Source organism: Blastocatellia bacterium (genome assembly GCA_035573895.1).
In the GTDB taxonomy this organism is placed as follows: domain Bacteria; phylum Acidobacteriota; class Blastocatellia; order HR10; family HR10; genus DATLZR01.
Map to the genome: position 1 here is coordinate 1 of DATLZR010000027.1, position 15716 is coordinate 15716.

Here is a 15716-nt window from a genome sequence, read left to right on the forward strand (position 1 = left end):
GATGGTGATCGTCGGCACCTGGGGATTGCGGGGCCGCCAGTCGAAGGCATCGCGCGTCAGGCCCAGCTTCAGCTCGTTAATCACGTTAGGCCTGATCAGCGTGGTGTTGGTCAGGCCAACATTCTGGCTGCGGAAGCTCGTGTCCAGGCCGAAGAACTCGGTGAGCAATGAATTCGACGCTAGGGGAGCCAGATTGTTCGTCTGATTGAAGATGTACCGACCGCTGATGCGGTTTCGCCCGCCGAATCCCTGGTGATCGAGCCGCACGACAAAGGAGTGAAAGTCCGAGCTGTCGGGTCGCGTGATCACCGTCTCGGCGGAGACGGGAATCTGCTCGTTGCCGACGGTGACAAACCGCGGATTCTCCGTGGCGACAGGACGCGGGAATCGCTGCAGCAGATCGCGCGCCACCGGTCCGGTTGCCGCACGAATCGCTTCCGCTGTGAAGAACCGCGCTCGCTGACTCGTCGAGGATCGAAGCGTCGTCGCTTCATAGGATCCGTAGGCGAAGAATTTGTCCTTGAGGATGGGGCCGCCGAGATCGAAGCCAAACTGATTTCGGACAAAGGGAGGCTTCTCTCTTTCAAAGAAGTTGCGGGCCCGCAACGACCGATCGCGATGGAACTCCCACACGGTTCCGTGAATCTCGTTGCTGCCGGACTTTGTCGCCACGCTGAGAACTCCGCCGGAGAGCCGCCCGAATTCAGCGCCGAATGTGTTGCGGATCAGGCGGAATTCCTCCACGCTGTCGAGGGGAACGACAATCTGAGCAAATCCCGCTACCACCGGATCGTTGTTCTCAATGCCATCAACCAGGAAGTTCGTTCCCCGGCTTCGCGCTCCACCGATAGAAAATCCGCCGGTATTGCTACCGATTCCCCCGGCCACCACACCGGGCTGGAGCAGAGCGAGCTGGGTGAAATCACGAGTCACCAGCGGCAGATCAACGATGCGTCGCTTATCCACCAACCCGGAGAGGCGTCCTTCCTCGGTGTTGATCAGCGGAACCTCACCCGTCACGGTGACGATCTCACTGATCTCGCCGACTTCCAGCGTGACATCTACGCGCTTGACTTCGTTTACGGTCAGCTCGACGTTATCAACGGCTGCCGTCTTGAATCCCTTTTGCTCGACTTTGATCTCGTAGATGCCACGTGGCAGATTGGTGACGCGGTATAAGCCACTCGTGTCGGTGGTCGTCGTCATCGTCAGATTAGTTTTCACCTCCCGGATCGTCACGGTAGCTCCCGCGACAACAGCTCCGGTTGCGTCCGTGACAACCCCGGTGATGGTACCTGTAATGGTCTGTGCCCTGGCAGGAACTGCCAGTACAAGCAGACTCAGAAGTACAAGATGACTGAGGACTGCCTGAGCAGTGCGAGTCATCATCCTCTTTTCCTCCCTTTAAGGTTGTAAGGGTTTGGCATGCTCTTAGGATATGCAAATACTGTGCCAGATGGGTTGAAACATCTAACCGGAGAAAAATCAAGTGGATCTGGCAACCAACGAATCCGAAAGCCGTCTCGTACTTCCATTTTTCTGGAAGCCACTTCCATTTTTCTGGAAATGGTCTCTGCCCTCAAAGTTAGCTAAAGTTTCCCTGCTGCCCGGAAAACATCGGTTAGCTATGTCGCCCCGTTGCGTGGCGTCTGCTCCGGCTTTCTCGGCTGTCTGAAAATCTGATAGAGTTGGGGGGCCAGGTCGAGTGGGTTGCGCAGTGCGCGATATGATTGAGGTCGAAGTCGAGAAGGTGGTTTATGGTGGGGATGGGCTTGCGCGGCATGGCGGTCGCGTCTTACTCATTCGGGGAGCGGCTCCCGGCGACCGGTTGCGCGTGAAAATCATCGCCGAGAAGGCCGATTACGCTCGCGCGGAGATCACCGAGATTGTCGTTGCTTCGCCGGAGCGCCGACCGCCCCCCTGCCCGTATTACGGACGGTGCGGCGGTTGCCAGCTCCAGCACCTCCGCTACGAGGCTCAGCTTCGCGCCAAGGTCGCCATGATTAAGGAGTCGCTGGCCCGTATTGCCGGACTCCACTGGACGGATGAAATCCACATCATTCCGTCGGAGGAATTCCATTACCGCCTGCGGGCCGAGCTGAAGGTGGATGCTGCCGGCGACCGGGTGAGACTTGGTTATTATCAGCCTTCGTCTCACATCCTCTGTGAGGTTGACCGGTGTCCGTTGCTCAGCCCGGCGCTCAATCACACCCTGAGTCAATTGCGTAGTTATCCCGCCGGGGCCTTCGCCGGAGTGAGGGCCATTGATCTGGCACAGAGCGAGGAAGGACGTGTAGCGGTTCATCCTCCACCTCGATTTTTTCCGACAGGGACTTTTTCCGGCGAATCGAATGCCGGGAGTTCGGGCCCTTTCGTCGAGCCGGCTTCGGGTTCCTCACCGATGCCGACCCCCGAGCGGCAAGAGCTTTTTTCTCCGTGCGAGCTGGTTTGGCGGGTGGGCGGCTACATCTATGGGTTTGATGTCCGCACGTTCTTTCAGGCGAACCGATTTTTGCTCCCGGAATTACTCAACCTGGTCGTTGCGGGCGAAGAGGGCGAGCGGGCGCTCGATCTTTTCTGTGGTGTTGGATTTTTCACCATGCCGCTGGCGGAGCGCTTTGCCCTCGTGCTCGGCATTGATAGCGACGCGCGGGCCATCGGGCACGCTCGCCGCAATGCGCGGTTGAACCGGCTTTCTCGTTGCCGATTCGAAGCAGCTCCGGTGGAAGCCTGGCTTCTCGCGCATTTCTCAGAGATGGTGGGGTGTGATCTGGTTGTTCTCGATCCTCCCCGGATGGGCCTCACCCGCCATGCGGGCGAAGCCCTCGCCCGACTGCAGCCGCGGCGCATCATCTATGTTTCGTGCAACCCCGCCACCCTGGCGCGTGACGTGAAACGGTTGCTCCAGCACGGGTACGACATTGTGTCCATCACCGCTCTCGACCTTTTTCCCCAAACGTTTCACGTTGAGACGGTCGTCCGACTCCGCCGATGATAAAGAAGCGGAGGGTTTGGCCGATCCTCACAATGGACGATAATCATGGATTGGGAACAGGCTCGGCGAGCGTGTACAATTCCGCTGCCCTGAGAGATGGGCGGGATTCTCACCAGCAAGGAGGATTGTGCGCGATGAAAAAGGCAGGAACGATTGTCGTTCTCATGGTTGTGGCGCTCGTGCCGATGGGCGTAGCTCAGTCGTCGGCCACGGAGATGGTTTTGATCAAAGCCGGTCGGCTCATTGACGTGAAGGCCGCCACCGTGTTGACGAATCAGGGAATTTTGATTGAGGGAGAGCGAATCAAGGAGGTTGGTCCGTTTCCCACGGTAGCCGATCATGCTCCCCGGGGCACTCCGATCATAGACTTGAGCGGGGTAACCGTTCTGCCCGGACTCATTGACTGTCATACGCATCTCACATCGCAGCCGGGCAATTATTACGAAGATCTCTTCCGAAAAAGTCCGATTGATCAGGCGGTGATCGTTCACGTCTATGCCCGTCGGACGCTGGAAGCGGGATTCACGACGGTGCGTGATCTCGGCGCGGCCGAATTCATTGATGTGGCCCTGCGCAAAGCGATTGACAGCGGCCTGGTCCTGGGACCGCGGATGCTGGTGGCGACGCTGGCCGTCGGAGCCACTGGGGGGCATGCCGACCTCACCGGCTTCTCTCCCTATCTCAAGTTTCAGCAGTTTTCCGGCATCGCCGATGGAGTGGATGAGATCCGCAAGCTCATCCGCTTCGAGGTCAAAAACGGAGCGGATTGGATCAAGTTGATCGCCACAGCCGGAGTTCTCTCCGAAGAAGAGTCTGCGGGTGCGCCGCAATATTCCTTCGAGGAGATGAAAGCGGCCGTCGAGGAAGCCGCCCGCTGGGGGCGCAAAGTAGCCGCTCACGCGCACGGAGCCGAAGGCATCGCGCTCGCCGTGCGTGCCGGCGTGGCCTCGATCGAGCACGGCAGTTTCCTCGACGACGAAGGGATTCGGCTGATGAAAGAGCGCGGGACGTATCTGGTCGCCGACATCTACAATGACGACTATATCCTGAGCGAGTATGCCCGACTCGGTTACCCGGAAAAGATCATCGAGAAGGAGCGTCGGGTCGGACGAATGCAACGCGAGAATTTTCAACGGGCGGTCCGCGCCGGCGTGCGCATCGCCTACGGGACGGATGCCGGCGTCTATCCGCACGGATGGAATGCCAAGCAGTTTGCTCACATGGTCCGGTGGGGAATGACGCCCATGCAGGCCATTCAATCGGCGACCATCAACGCCGCTGACTTACTGGGATGGGCCGATCGGGTAGGAGCCATCGCACCTGGGACATACGCCGATATCATCGCCGTCCGGGGGGATCCGCTTTCGGACATCAGCGTGCTGGAGCGCGTGGACTTCGTCATGAAAGGGGGCCGGGTTGTCAAAAACACTCTCAGCCAGTAGTTCCTGTTCGGTCGGTGTCGTTCGCCATGACCATGAGTCGCTCGTATCTTTTTGTTGAGTTTTCTCAACAAAAGATGCTATATTAGCTCCGGTTGTTCCAAGAAAGGCGGTGCGAGCGTTATGAACGATCAGTACGAGCAGTGCATCACATTCACGAGGAGCCATGAGGATGAGGAGATTCGGTCGCCAACTCGCGCTGATTCTGAGCGTTATTGTGGGATTCCATCTCTGTGGACCTCTGCGCTCAACGCCAGCCGCTGAGCCCTCCGTCCAATCGCGCCAGGCATCTTCCGGCAGGAAGAAGGTCAAGAAACCCTCACCCGTCCGCCGAGTTTCGCGGCGTCGCACGCGCCCATCCAGCCGTTATTTGCGGCTGGATGCCGCTTTGAAGAATGAGACGCGGCAGGCCATTGCCGAGGATGATCTCCGCGGAGAAGACCCCGAGGTCCGCCGGGCCGTCCTCGATGCCATGGGAGATTATGCGGGGACGGTCGTCGTCATGGACCCCCATACGGGGCGGATCTACAGCATCGTCAACCAGCGATGGGCGCTGCGGAAGGCGTTCAAGCCGTGTTCGACGATCAAGCTTCCGGTGGCTGTGGCGGGACTGAGCGAAGGACTCATTGATCCGAATGCCCTCGTTCCGCTGGGGCATCGTTCTCCGGCCCTCAATCTCACGGAGGCGCTGGCTCAGTCCAATAACCGCTACTTTGACGTGCTTGGGGCGCAACTGGGGCGAGAGAAAATCATCGCTTATGCCCGCGAGTGGGGATTGGGAAGTTGCACCGGCATCAATCTTCCCGGCGAAGTGCCGGGCAAACTCCCGCCGGAAAAACTCCCGGCATCATCCCGACGGCGGTCGTCCGCATCGCCGGCAGCGGCCGTCGGTCTCATGGCCAGTCACGGTGACGGCTTTGAGGTCACAGCCCTCCAGTTGGCGATACTCACATCAGCCCTTGCCAACGGAGGATACCTGTACCAGCCACAAGTGGTGAGATCGGAGGAAGAAGCGCGAAACTTTCGGCCTCTGTTAATTCGCCAGCTCAACCTCTCTGAGGAACATCGCCGCAGCATCATCGCCGGAATGGTGGGAGCTGTCCAGTACGGAACGGCCAAGTCGGCGTACGATCCGGCCATCCCCATTGCCGGAAAAACGGGAAGTTGTCGCAACGATACTCTGTGGACGGGCCTGTTTGTCTCTTTCGCTCCCGTCCATCGGCCTCAGCTCGTCGTCGTCGTGATCACCGAAGGACTCGGTCAGCGTGGTCCCATTGCCGCGCAGATCGCCGGGCGGATTTACCAGCGCCTGGCCCATCGCCTGGCTGATCGTCCCGTCGCGGAATCCCCGGCATCGGCAGCGACCGCTCTTCCGTCCTCGTCCTTCGCGCGTCTGTCTCTTCAGACTCTCTCCTGGATCCTCTCTCTGTTAATCCGGCTGAGTGGACCTCTGGGACTGTTCGGCTGACGTATCGGCACGTTTCTGTTCCCCCGGTTGTGCAGTTGCCGACGAGAGGCTCCGCGCAATTTTACTTCGCCGGCGAGCCTCTTCTATAATGACAGCCCATGTTTCGCGCTCTCATAACGACATGGGCTTTCGGAGGGACAAAATCTCACCCGCGGATGCATGCGGATCAGTTCGATCCGTTTGATCCATCCCTGGTGATCGTCGGAGGCAGCATCTGTGACTCGGCTCGCTGAGAGATTCGAGGCTATCGGTTTTTCGGAAATCGCTCGCATTCGGAATCGGATGCTCGAACTCGGCTCACGTCAGGCGGAAATCCACGCCTTTCACGGGGGAGAGCCGCTGTTTGATACTCCCGACTTCATCAAAGAGGCGGCCATTTGTGCGATTCGGGAGAATAAAACGCGATACGCGCCGTCGTCGGGCATCGCTCCGCTTCTTGAGGTCGTCGCCGACAAGGTTCGCCGCAAGAATAAAATTCCTGCCGAGCCCAGGGATGTGATTATTGTCAACGGGGGACTTCATGGATTGTTTTGCGCCTTCATGGTGACGGTCAATCCCGGCGATGAAGTTCTCGTGCTGTCTCCCTACTGGACGCCCATCAAGGACATCATCGCTTTGGCCGGAGGTCGCATTCGGTTGATCAGCACGGCCGAGGCGCGACGCGAGGGATTCGGACGCACGCTCAAGGCTGCCCTGACCGAAAAAAGCCGCGTCCTTTACATCAATTCTCCGGCAAACCCGACCGGCCTGGTGGTGACGGCTGAGGAGTTGAGGGAAATCGCGGAGGTAGCTCGGCTTGCTGACCTCGCCGTCATCTCAGATGAAGCCTATGAGGACATCGTCTACGATACGGAGCACGTCTCGCCAGCGTCGCTGCCGGGGATGTTTGAACGGACGGTGAGCGTTTTCACCCTCTCCAAGTCCTATTCCATGACCGGATGGCGCATCGGGTATGTCGTAGCTCCGGAGCCCTGGATGACCGGACTGCGAAAGATCACCTTGAATTCGGTGAACGTGGTGAACACACCTACACAATGGGCGGCCGTGGCAGCCCTCCTGCATGGAGATGAGTTCATCGCCCAGGCCGTGAAAGCCTATCGCTTGCGCCGGGATGCTCTCGTCACAGGGCTGCGATCGGTCGGCTTTCAGTGTGATCTGCCGATGGGAACCTTCTATGCTTTTCCCTACGTGGAGGGCGTTCTCGGTCAGAAGAGCTGGGAGGCTTTTGAGACGCTGCTCACGCGCGCTAATATCTCGACGGTTCCCGGAGCTGTCTTCGGGCCGCAGGGAGAAGGACATCTGCGCTTCACCTTCTCCGTTGCCCTGGAGACCATCGAAGCGGCCATTGCCCGGCTGCGACAGATCGTCTGAGGCGCGGGAGATGCAACCGAGTCCAGGCTGGAGGCTCCCCGCGTGGAGGATGTGTTCGGGGAGCGGGGGTGCCGTCCGGAAACAACGAAAGGAGCGCGGACTTTTGAATCTTCAGAACAGCGCAGGTCGAAATGCCTGTGCTCCGCTTTTCGGAGGAGGACATGAAGGCCATCATCTTTCATCAGCATGGAGGTCCTGAAGTTCTCACCTACCAGGATGTCCCGGATCCGTCCATCGGTCCCACCGACGTTCTTGTAGCGGTGAAGGCATGCGCCTTGAATCATCTCGATTTGTGGGTGCGGCGGGGATTGCCGGGGCGCTCCATTCCGCTGCCGCACATTCCCGGCAGTGATATTTCGGGCGTTGTCGCCGCTGTCGGTGCCGCCGTCACGCGGGTGAAACCCGGCGAGCGCGTCATGATTTCTCCCGGCCTGAGCTGCGGACAGTGCCCGGCGTGTTTGAGAGGCGACGATAATCTCTGCCGACAGTATGAGATTATCGGTGGTTATCGCCGCGATGGTGGCTACGCCCAGTACGTCGCCGTGCCGGAAGTCAACGTCATTCCTCTGCCCGATGAGATTTCCTTTGTCGAAGCGGCAGCGTTTCCTCTGGTCTTTCTCACCGCCTGGCACATGCTCGTCACTCGCGCCCGGATCAAACCCGGCGAGGACGTTCTCGTCATGGGAGCCGGCAGTGGCGTGGGAATGGCTGCGATTCAGATCGCCAAGCTCTTCAACGCACGGGTCATCGCCACGGCGGGAACCGATGCGAAACTGGAGAAAGCCCGGCAGCTCGGCGCCGATGACGTCATCAATCACACCACTTCTGACATCCTGGATGAAGTGAAACGCCTGACCGACCGGCGCGGTGTGGACATCGTCATCGAGCATGTGGGATCGGCGGTTTTCGACAAGTGCGTCCTCAGCCTCGCGCCCGGAGGACGCCTGGTGACGTGTGGAGCGACGACCGGATACGAGGCCACGGTGGACATTCGCTATCTCTTCAGCCGACAACTGAGTTTGCTCGGATCGTTCATGGGGAGCAAAGGCGAGCTGATGGAGGCGTTTCGGTTCTTCGTCGCCGGTCGGTTGAAACCGGTCGTGGATCGAACCCTTCCCCTGGTCGAAGCGGCTGTGGCTCATCGGCTCATGGAGGAGCGCCAACACTTCGGGAAAATCGTCCTTGTGATCTAGCTCGGCGTGCGCCGGGAAGACATGACGGGGGTGGAGGGGAGCCGGTCATCCCGATCGTATCCGGCCTCCCTGAGGTCAACGCATCTGCGGTGGAAAGGAGTTCTCAATTTTTCGCGCCCGCCTGAGACGCCGTTCCTGTCGCCTCGGTCGTGGGCTGGCGAGGTGTCTGCTCCGGCATCACCTGGGATTTCGCTTCCGCCCTGCTCCGGGCTAGATTCTGACCGTCTGCTTCACAGGCCGGAGTTCTGAAGGCGGTGTAGGGACTGCTTTGTGTGGACTTCCCTGTCGTTTCATGTCTTACGGTATCCGCCCGTGCGTTAATTTTTGCTTCATCATCCCCTTTACAAACTTTTGTGAAACGTCTCTTTCGAGATGAGCATCTAAGCGGGTGACATGGAGATGAAACACAGTGAGGTCAGATACGGAGGTCATTATGTTCTGGGATCGCCTTGAACGGCTCCTCGTTCATGATGTGGCCATTGATCTGGGAACGATTAACACGCTCATCTTCTTGCGGGGGCGAGGGGTTGTTCTCGCCGAGCCGACGCTCATCGCTACCGACAGGGTGACGGGAGAGGTCGTGGCCGTCGGACGCGACGCCCTGACCCTGTGGGGCCGTGAACCTCACGGAGTGACGGTTCATCGTCCGCTCCATTCGGGCGTCATTGCTGATTATGAGCTGACGGAGAAGATGCTGGCCCTTTTGCTGCAAAAGGCCCTCGGGAGCCGACCCCGTCTGTGGACCTTCCTGAAGGTTCTTGTGGGAACGCCGAGCGCTTCGACCTATGTCGAACGTCGTGCCGTGGAGGATGTTCTGAAGCGCCTGGGCGCCGTGGAGGTGACGCTCGTAGAGGAGGGGGCCGCAGCAGCGATTGGCTCGGGCACGTTGGTTCGCCACAATCGCGCGTGTATGATCGTTGACATCGGCGGGGGAACGACGGACATCAGCATTGTCTCCCCCACCGGTGTTGTCTTCTCGCGATCGCTGACAGCGGCGGGAGTGGCGATGGATGAGGCGATCCGCGACGCTCTCTATTCTCAACACAAGATCCTCATCGGCGAGCAAACGGCCGAGACGATCAAGCGAACGGTGGGCGCAGCCCTTCCCCAGCCGGCTCCTCGCGTTCTCACCGTTGCGGGCAAGAGCACGATGACCGGCTCGCCCTGCGATGTGACCATCACAAGCGAAGAGATTTTCCCCATTCTCGACGAGGTCCTGCGCGCGATCCTGGAGGGTGTTCGATCGGTGCTGGAGCACGTATCGCCGGAAATCGCGGCGGATCTTTGCACGACGGGAATCACGCTGACCGGAGGGGGATCGTTGCTCCGTGATCTCGATCACCGATTCCGTCAGGAGTTCGCTCTGCCCGTCCATCGCGCCGAGAATCCGCTCGAATCCGTCGTTCACGGTCTGGGGTATCTGCTCCAGGACCAAGAGATGCGGAATCGCTTCGCCTGCACCGAGGCGGTGGCCGAGTGGATGAATGACATGGCCTACAGTGCTGCTCGCTGATCGAAGGGGGCAAGACGATGAATCTGTGGACGCCCTTCACACAAAGTCACCGACCCCTTTGGGTCGAACGCGCTGTGCTCGGGACATTTCTGGCAGTGGTTCCGGGAGGGCTGCTGTTCCTCCTCTGGCTGGCCGCCCGTCGGTTAAAGCGGTCCCGGGCTGCCAGCCAGCGGGATGACTCTTTTACTCAGTAACGCGGAATGGAGGGATCAATCTCGACGGCCCACCGATCAATCCCCCCTTTCAAGTTTTTCACCCGACGAAAGCCGGTGTTGTAGAGGAACGCCGTGACTTTGGCGCTGCGCCCGCCCGTCTTGCAGTGGACGACGATCTCCTCGGTTGTCGGGAGCTCGTGGAGCCGACTGGGAACCTGATTCATGGGGATGAGGACGGCGCCGGGAATCCGCGCGATCTGCCATTCATAGGGTTCGCGTACATCGAGGAGGAACACGCGCTCGCCTCGATCGAGCTTCTCTTTCAGCTCGCGCACGGTAATTTCCAGTTCGGGTTGCGTCTGTTCCGGCTCGATCCCGCAGAATTGCTCGTAATCAATCAGCTCGCGAATCGTGGGATTCTCGCCGCAGAGGGGGCATTGAGGATCTTTGCGCACCTTGAGCTGGCGAAATTGCATCCGCAGAGCGTCAAAGAGCAGGAGTCGCCCGATGAGCGGCTCGCCCTGCCCGATGATGAGCTTAATCGCTTCGTTGGCTTGAATCGCGCCGACGATGCCCGGCAGGACGCCGAGGACCCCCCCTTCGGCGCAACTCGGCACCAGTCCCGGCGGCGGCGGCTCGGGATACAGGCAGCGATAGCACGGACCGTGCTCCGCGTAAAAGACCGATGCCTGGCCCTCAAAGCGAAAGATGCTGCCGTAGACGTTCGGCTTCTTCAACAGCACGCAGGCGTCGTTGACCAGATAGCGGGTGGGGAAATTATCGGTTCCGTCAATGATGATGTCGTAGTCTTTGAGGATCTCCAGAGCATTGCTGGAGGTGAGTCGCGTCTCGTAGGTGGCAATCTCGATGTGGGGATTGATGGCCTGCAATCGCTCCTTCGCCGACTCCAGTTTCGGGCGGCCAACATCGTAGGTCGTGTGGATGATTTGCCGTTGCAGATTGGTGAAGTCAACGACATCGAAGTCCACCAATCCGATGTGGCCCACACCCGCCGCAGCCAGGTACAGACCCAGCGGAGAGCCGAGGCCTCCTGCACCGATGAGCAGCACGCGCGCCGCTTTGAGTTTCTTTTGTCCCTCGATGGTCACCTCGGGCATAATCAGATGGCGGCTGTAGCGGAGAATCTCCTCGTGGCTGAGTTGGACCGTTTTCGCCCGCTCGGCAATCGCCGCCAGACCCGGAAGTGTCTCTGTCACGGATTGCCCGCCGGCGACCGAAGGTACGATGCTGATCTGATCGCCCGGCGTCACCGGCGTCTCCAGGTCTTTGAGATAGCGGATGTCTTCCTCGTTGAGATAGATGTTGACGAAATTCCGCAGCCGACCGTCTTCGGTGAATAAATGTTTGGCCAGCTCGGGGAATTGTTGCGTGAGAGTCGCCAGCACTTCACGGACGGTGCGACCTTCCAGGCTGAGGCTCTCACGCTCATCCGTGTAGCGCCGAAGCGCCGTCGGAATCATCACAGTGATGGCCATAGTCTCCTCCGAAAATCATCACGGGAGCACACGGATCATTCCCGTGCCCACCCGTCATCGTTTCAGGGCGAAGCCCCGATCCCGTGAAAAAGCCTCCGAATGGACCCGACCGATTCGACCAAGGCGACCGATTCACGTTCGTTACTGACCCGTGTTCAGACGACGGCTCATCATATAGGAGAAGCGCTCGCCTGCGCCTGTGCGACCTCGATTTCTTCCGGCTCGAATCGAGATCGGTCGTCCCTGAGCACCCAGGAGCGAACGTCCCCCGCTTTCCCCAGCGCGATTGAGACGATGACGTAGGAGTACCAGGGCCAGGCATGATCTCGGTCATAGTGCGAGGGTGTCGCCTCGTGATCGGGGTGCGAATGGAAGAAGCCGATCACCTCCCGCTGATGAGCCCGCGCCTGGCGCTCCAGTCGAAGGATGTCGTCGGGCGAGATGAGATAGCGATTGTGGCGTGAATCGAGTCGAGCGTTTTCCGTCGGATGAACGTCCTCCACAATTTTCACCGATCCGCTGACTCGACCGATGAGCACGCCGCATCCCTCTTCGGGATAGGTTCGCTCGCCATGCCGTTTGATGAGTTCGAGATGTTCGGCTGTGATGAGGATCATCTTTTCTCCCTCCACGCCTTCGTGGGCGACCGTCGTCGGGTGCACCCTTTGCGTCCGCCGATCATTTCGCCGACGGCAGAGGCGACGTGGCCTCTTCCTCCCAGAATCGTTCGCTGAGATACTTATCGCCGCTGTCGGGAAAGATGGTCACGATCACGCCCGAGCGCACGCGCCGGGCGACGGCGAGCGCGGCAGCCGCTGCCGCTCCCGATGACACGCCCACAAGCAACCCTTCCTCCCGGGCCAGCCGCCGAACCATCTCCTGAGCCTCCTCGGTCGTCACGGTCAGATTTTCGTCGGCCAGAGACGGATCGTAAATTCCCGGCACGATGGCCGTGGGCATGTGCTTGAGCCCCTCCAATCCATGAAACGGACTGTCGGGTTGAACGGAGATCAACCGAATGCTCGGGTTGAGTTCCCGCAATCGCCGACCGGTCCCGACGAACGTTCCGCTCGTTCCCAATCCGGCGACGAAGTGGGTGATCCGCCCTTCGGTCTGTTCAAAAATTTCCGGGGCCGTTGTCAGGTAATGCGCCCGCCAGTTAGCCGGATTGTTGTACTGGTCCGCGTAGAAGTAGAGATCGGGATTTTGCTGATAGAGGCGGCGGACTTCGCGGATCGCGCCGTCGGACCCTTCGCGTGGATCGGTGAAGACCAGTTCCACGCCGAAGGCGCGAAGAATGCGCTTGCGTTCCGGCGTGACGTTGGCCGGGACGACGAGCTTCACCCGGTAGCCTTTGACCCGACCGATCCAGGCGTAGGCAATGCCCGTGTTCCCCGATGTCGAATCAAGGATGATCTTATCGGGCGTGAGCTGGCCGCTTCGCTCCGCTTCCTCAATGATGTTGAGCCCGGCGCGATCCTTGACCGAACCGCCGGGGTTGTACCATTCGGCTTTGGCGTAAAGCTCCACGCCCTCGAGGTCTCGGGCGATCCGTCGCAACCGCACGAGCGGCGTTCGCCCGACCAGTTGCACCAGGTCAACGGGTCTCTCCCGCTGTCCGATCTCAGGCGAGAGCGTGTACATCGCTGCGCACTCCGGTCCACCTCGGCATCAGACCAAATAAAAAACCCACCGCCGGTCTCTCCGGGGTGGGTTTGCCCATCGGTTGCTCTTTCGTGCTTCGCCTAAAACCGTGGCCCTCCGCCCCCGGAGACCGCGCTCGAACACATACAACAACAGCAACAGCTCCGTAGAGCGAACGCCCGTGTATGCTCACTTCGATATGGCGAAGCACAGATCATTGTTCCCCACCTTTGCGCAAGGGGTTAAGTTTTTCATACGCCCGATCCCGTGTCAAGCGAACCACTTCCCGAATGCCGGCAGACATCAGCCCGCCCGGCGCATCCCGTCGCGGTGGCTTGCGGAGGGAGGGCCGATTATTCTCTTTCGGCAGAGGGCAGGGTATAATGGCCGCCTGCCCGAGGGAAGACAGGGGCACCCGGCTCTTCTGAGCCAAGCGCACAGAGGGGCAGGATCGAACAAGGAGGAATCCGTCGGTGAGGGCGATCACGGAGCAAATGAATCGGCAGAAGGCAGCCACGACTCCCCCGCGCATTGTTTCTCTCATTGCCAGCGCGACGGAAATTGTGTGCGCTCTCGGCTTTCGTGATCAGCTTGTGGGGCGCTCGCACGAATGCGATTATCCTCCCTCGGTCATCGAGCTTCCCGTCTGCACCGAGCCGAAGTTCCCCACCGCGGGATCGAGTCGAGAGATTGACGAGCGCGTCAAGACGATCCTCCGCGACGCGCTCTCGGTCTATCGCGTTCATGCCGACCGATTGCGGGAACTTCAACCGGATGTGATCGTCACTCAATCGCACTGTCAGGTGTGCGCCGTCAGTCTCGCTGATGTCGAACAGGCCCTTCACGACTGGCTCGGCGCGCGTCCCCGGCTGGTCTCGCTCGAACCCAATACGCTCGCCGATGTCTGGGAGAGCATTGCTCAGGTCGCTCGCGCGCTCGATGTGCCCGAACGGGGAACACAGCTCGTCGAACGACTGAAGGAGCGCATCGCGGCCATCGCCGAACAAGCTCAGGCGCTCTCCGATAAACCGACGGTCGCTTATATCGAGTGGATCGAGCCGCTGATGGCCGGAGGTAACTGGATGCCGGAGCTTATTGAACTGGCGGGCGGGATCAATCTCTTCGGCGTCGCCGGGAAGCACTCCCCCTGGATGTCGTGGGAGGAGTTGCGGGAGAAAGATCCCGACGTGCTGTTTGTGGCTCCGTGCGGCTTCGATATCGAACGGACGCGAGCGGAGATGACAGCGCTCACGCGTCGGGCGGAGTGGCCGCAATTGAAAGCTGTCAGATCGGGTCGCGTCTATCTGGCCGATGGGAATCAGTTCTTCAACCGCCCGGGCCCCCGCCTGGTCGAATCGCTGGAGATTCTCGCTGAGGTGTTGCATCCCCGGGTCTTTCGCTTCGGTCATCACGGGCGCGGCTGGCAGCGATTCGAATCATGACGACGGAAAGAGCCGCTCCCCTCAGTGAAGCCATGAACCATCGGAGCACGGACGCTATGAAACGGGTGAGACGCTCGGTCGCTTTTCGTCGCATCCTCGGTATCATTAGCCTGGCGCTGGTTCTTCTCTCCCCCACAGGAGCCCGACAGCAGAGGGAGCCGGATCCACAGGCCGTGCGCGCGCAGGTTCGCGCCTATCGCCAGCGTCACGATGCCGCCATTGTTCGCACGCTGGCCGAGTTTCTCTCCCTGCCGAACGTGGCCAGCGACCGGGGAAATATCGAGAGAAATGCCCGGTGGATCCTTCGGGAGTTCGAGCGGCGTGGGATTCGGGGCGAGCTGTTACGTGTGGGCGACAGTCCGCCGGTGGTCTACGGGGAACTGGTTGTGCCCGGTGCGCGGCGAACGGTCATCTTTTATGTCCACTACGACGGTCAGCCGGTGGATCCCTCGCAGTGGGCGACGGATCCCTGGACTCCGGTGCTGAGGGACAAGCCCCTGGAGCAGGGAGGACAGATCATCGAATGGTCAGCTCTGCGCTCTCCGGTGCCGGGCGAGTGGAGGCTCTATGCGCGGTCGGCGAGCGATGATAAGGCGCCGCTCATCGCCCTGCTCACAGCGCTGGACGCTTTGCGAGCGGCAGATATTCCTCTCTCGGTGAACATCAAGTTTTTCCTCGAAGGCGAAGAGGAAGCGGGATCGCCTCATCTGGCCGATCTCATTCGCGCCTCCGCCGAGCGATTGAAGGCCGATGTCTGGCTGCTGTGCGATGGGCCGGTGCATCAAACGCGGCGCATGCAGGTTTACTTCGGCGCGCGCGGCATCGTTGATCTGGAGCTGACCGTCTACGGCCCGATCCGACCGCTTCACAGCGGACACTACGGCAACTGGGCGCCGAATCCGGCCATGTTGCTTTCTCATCTGCTGGCCAGCATGCGCACATCCGACGGGCGCATCTCGATTCCCGGATTCTATGACGACGTGCGCCCGCTCACCGAAAG

At 60.1% G+C, this 15716-nt stretch carries 13 protein-coding genes; 9 read left to right on the plus strand and 4 right to left on the minus strand.

The features are described 5' to 3' along the window. The coding region (locus VNM72_03275; protein HXF04418.1) for a carboxypeptidase regulatory-like domain-containing protein at positions 1–1389 on the minus strand (1389 nt) is incomplete at its 3' end. A 337-nt stretch (positions 1390–1726) separates the two neighbouring features. On the opposite strand from VNM72_03275, the gene VNM72_03280 reads away from it, so the two are divergent. The 7 genes from VNM72_03280 to VNM72_03310 all read left to right on the plus strand — a co-directional run bounded on the left by VNM72_03280 (position 1727) and on the right by VNM72_03310 (position 10173). Next, a complete protein-coding gene (locus tag VNM72_03280) occupies positions 1727–2995 on the plus strand; it encodes a class I SAM-dependent RNA methyltransferase (protein ID HXF04419.1) in 1269 nt (422 codons plus the stop codon). A gap of 134 nt (positions 2996–3129) precedes the next feature. Further along, positions 3130–4437, plus strand: coding sequence for an amidohydrolase family protein (locus VNM72_03285; protein ID HXF04420.1), 1308 nt, complete (start codon positions 3130–3132; stop codon positions 4435–4437). Positions 4438–4606: 169 nt separating this feature from the next. Next, a complete protein-coding gene (locus tag VNM72_03290) occupies positions 4607–5902 on the plus strand; it encodes a penicillin-binding transpeptidase domain-containing protein (protein HXF04421.1) in 1296 nt (431 codons plus the stop codon). Between the two features lie 216 nt (positions 5903–6118). Next, entirely contained in the window at positions 6119–7273 is a 1155-nt protein-coding gene (locus VNM72_03295; GenBank protein HXF04422.1) for an aminotransferase class I/II-fold pyridoxal phosphate-dependent enzyme, read from the plus strand. A gap of 161 nt (positions 7274–7434) precedes the next feature. Continuing rightward, on the plus strand, positions 7435–8466 hold the full coding sequence (locus VNM72_03300; GenBank protein HXF04423.1) for a zinc-binding dehydrogenase: 1032 nt from the start codon (positions 7435–7437) through the stop codon (positions 8464–8466). 433 nt (positions 8467–8899) lie between these two features. Next, positions 8900–9979: a rod shape-determining protein gene (locus tag VNM72_03305; protein ID HXF04424.1), complete on the plus strand. Its 1080-nt coding sequence runs from the start codon at positions 8900–8902 to the stop codon at positions 9977–9979. A 17-nt stretch (positions 9980–9996) separates the two neighbouring features. Next, entirely contained in the window at positions 9997–10173 is a 177-nt protein-coding gene (locus VNM72_03310) for a hypothetical protein (GenBank protein ID HXF04425.1), read from the plus strand. On the opposite strand, the gene VNM72_03315 is transcribed toward VNM72_03310, so the two are convergent. The 3 genes from VNM72_03315 to VNM72_03325 form a co-directional block, all read right to left on the minus strand. Continuing rightward, a complete protein-coding gene (locus VNM72_03315) occupies positions 10167–11630 on the minus strand; it encodes a ubiquitin-like small modifier protein 1 (GenBank protein HXF04426.1) in 1464 nt (487 codons plus the stop codon). The two genes, VNM72_03310 and VNM72_03315, sit on opposite strands and share 7 nt — an antisense overlap. Before the next feature lie 170 nt (positions 11631–11800). Continuing rightward, a complete protein-coding gene (locus VNM72_03320; GenBank protein HXF04427.1) occupies positions 11801–12247 on the minus strand; it encodes a M67 family metallopeptidase in 447 nt (148 codons plus the stop codon). Positions 12248–12308: 61 nt separating this feature from the next. Next, on the minus strand, positions 12309–13274 hold the full coding sequence (locus tag VNM72_03325; protein HXF04428.1) for a cysteine synthase family protein: 966 nt from the start codon (positions 13272–13274) through the stop codon (positions 12309–12311). A gap of 473 nt (positions 13275–13747) precedes the next feature. On the opposite strand from VNM72_03325, the gene VNM72_03330 reads away from it, so the two are divergent. Continuing rightward, complete coding sequence (locus VNM72_03330; GenBank protein HXF04429.1) at positions 13748–14716, plus strand: cobalamin-binding protein; 969 nt, start codon at positions 13748–13750, stop codon at positions 14714–14716. Positions 14717–14772: 56 nt separating this feature from the next. After that, positions 14773–15716 (plus strand): M20/M25/M40 family metallo-hydrolase (locus tag VNM72_03335; GenBank protein HXF04430.1); only part of this gene is annotated, 944 nt, incomplete at its 3' end.

Coding starts and splice junctions, on each gene's coding strand:
- VNM72_03280 (HXF04419.1), top strand. CDS start 1,727: ATGATTGAGGTCGAAGTCGAGAAGGTGGTTTATGGTGGGGATGGGCTT.
- VNM72_03285 (HXF04420.1), top strand. CDS start 3,130: ATGAAAAAGGCAGGAACGATTGTCGTTCTCATGGTTGTGGCGCTCGTG.
- VNM72_03290 (HXF04421.1), top strand. CDS start 4,607: ATGAGGAGATTCGGTCGCCAACTCGCGCTGATTCTGAGCGTTATTGTG.
- VNM72_03300 (HXF04423.1), top strand. CDS start 7,435: ATGAAGGCCATCATCTTTCATCAGCATGGAGGTCCTGAAGTTCTCACC.
- VNM72_03305 (HXF04424.1), top strand. CDS start 8,900: ATGTTCTGGGATCGCCTTGAACGGCTCCTCGTTCATGATGTGGCCATT.
- VNM72_03310 (HXF04425.1), top strand. CDS start 9,997: ATGAATCTGTGGACGCCCTTCACACAAAGTCACCGACCCCTTTGGGTC.
- VNM72_03315 (HXF04426.1), bottom strand. CDS start 11,630: ATGGCCATCACTGTGATGATTCCGACGGCGCTTCGGCGCTACACGGAT.
- VNM72_03320 (HXF04427.1), bottom strand. CDS start 12,247: ATGATCCTCATCACAGCCGAACATCTCGAACTCATCAAACGGCATGGC.
- VNM72_03325 (HXF04428.1), bottom strand. CDS start 13,274: ATGTACACGCTCTCGCCTGAGATCGGACAGCGGGAGAGACCCGTTGAC.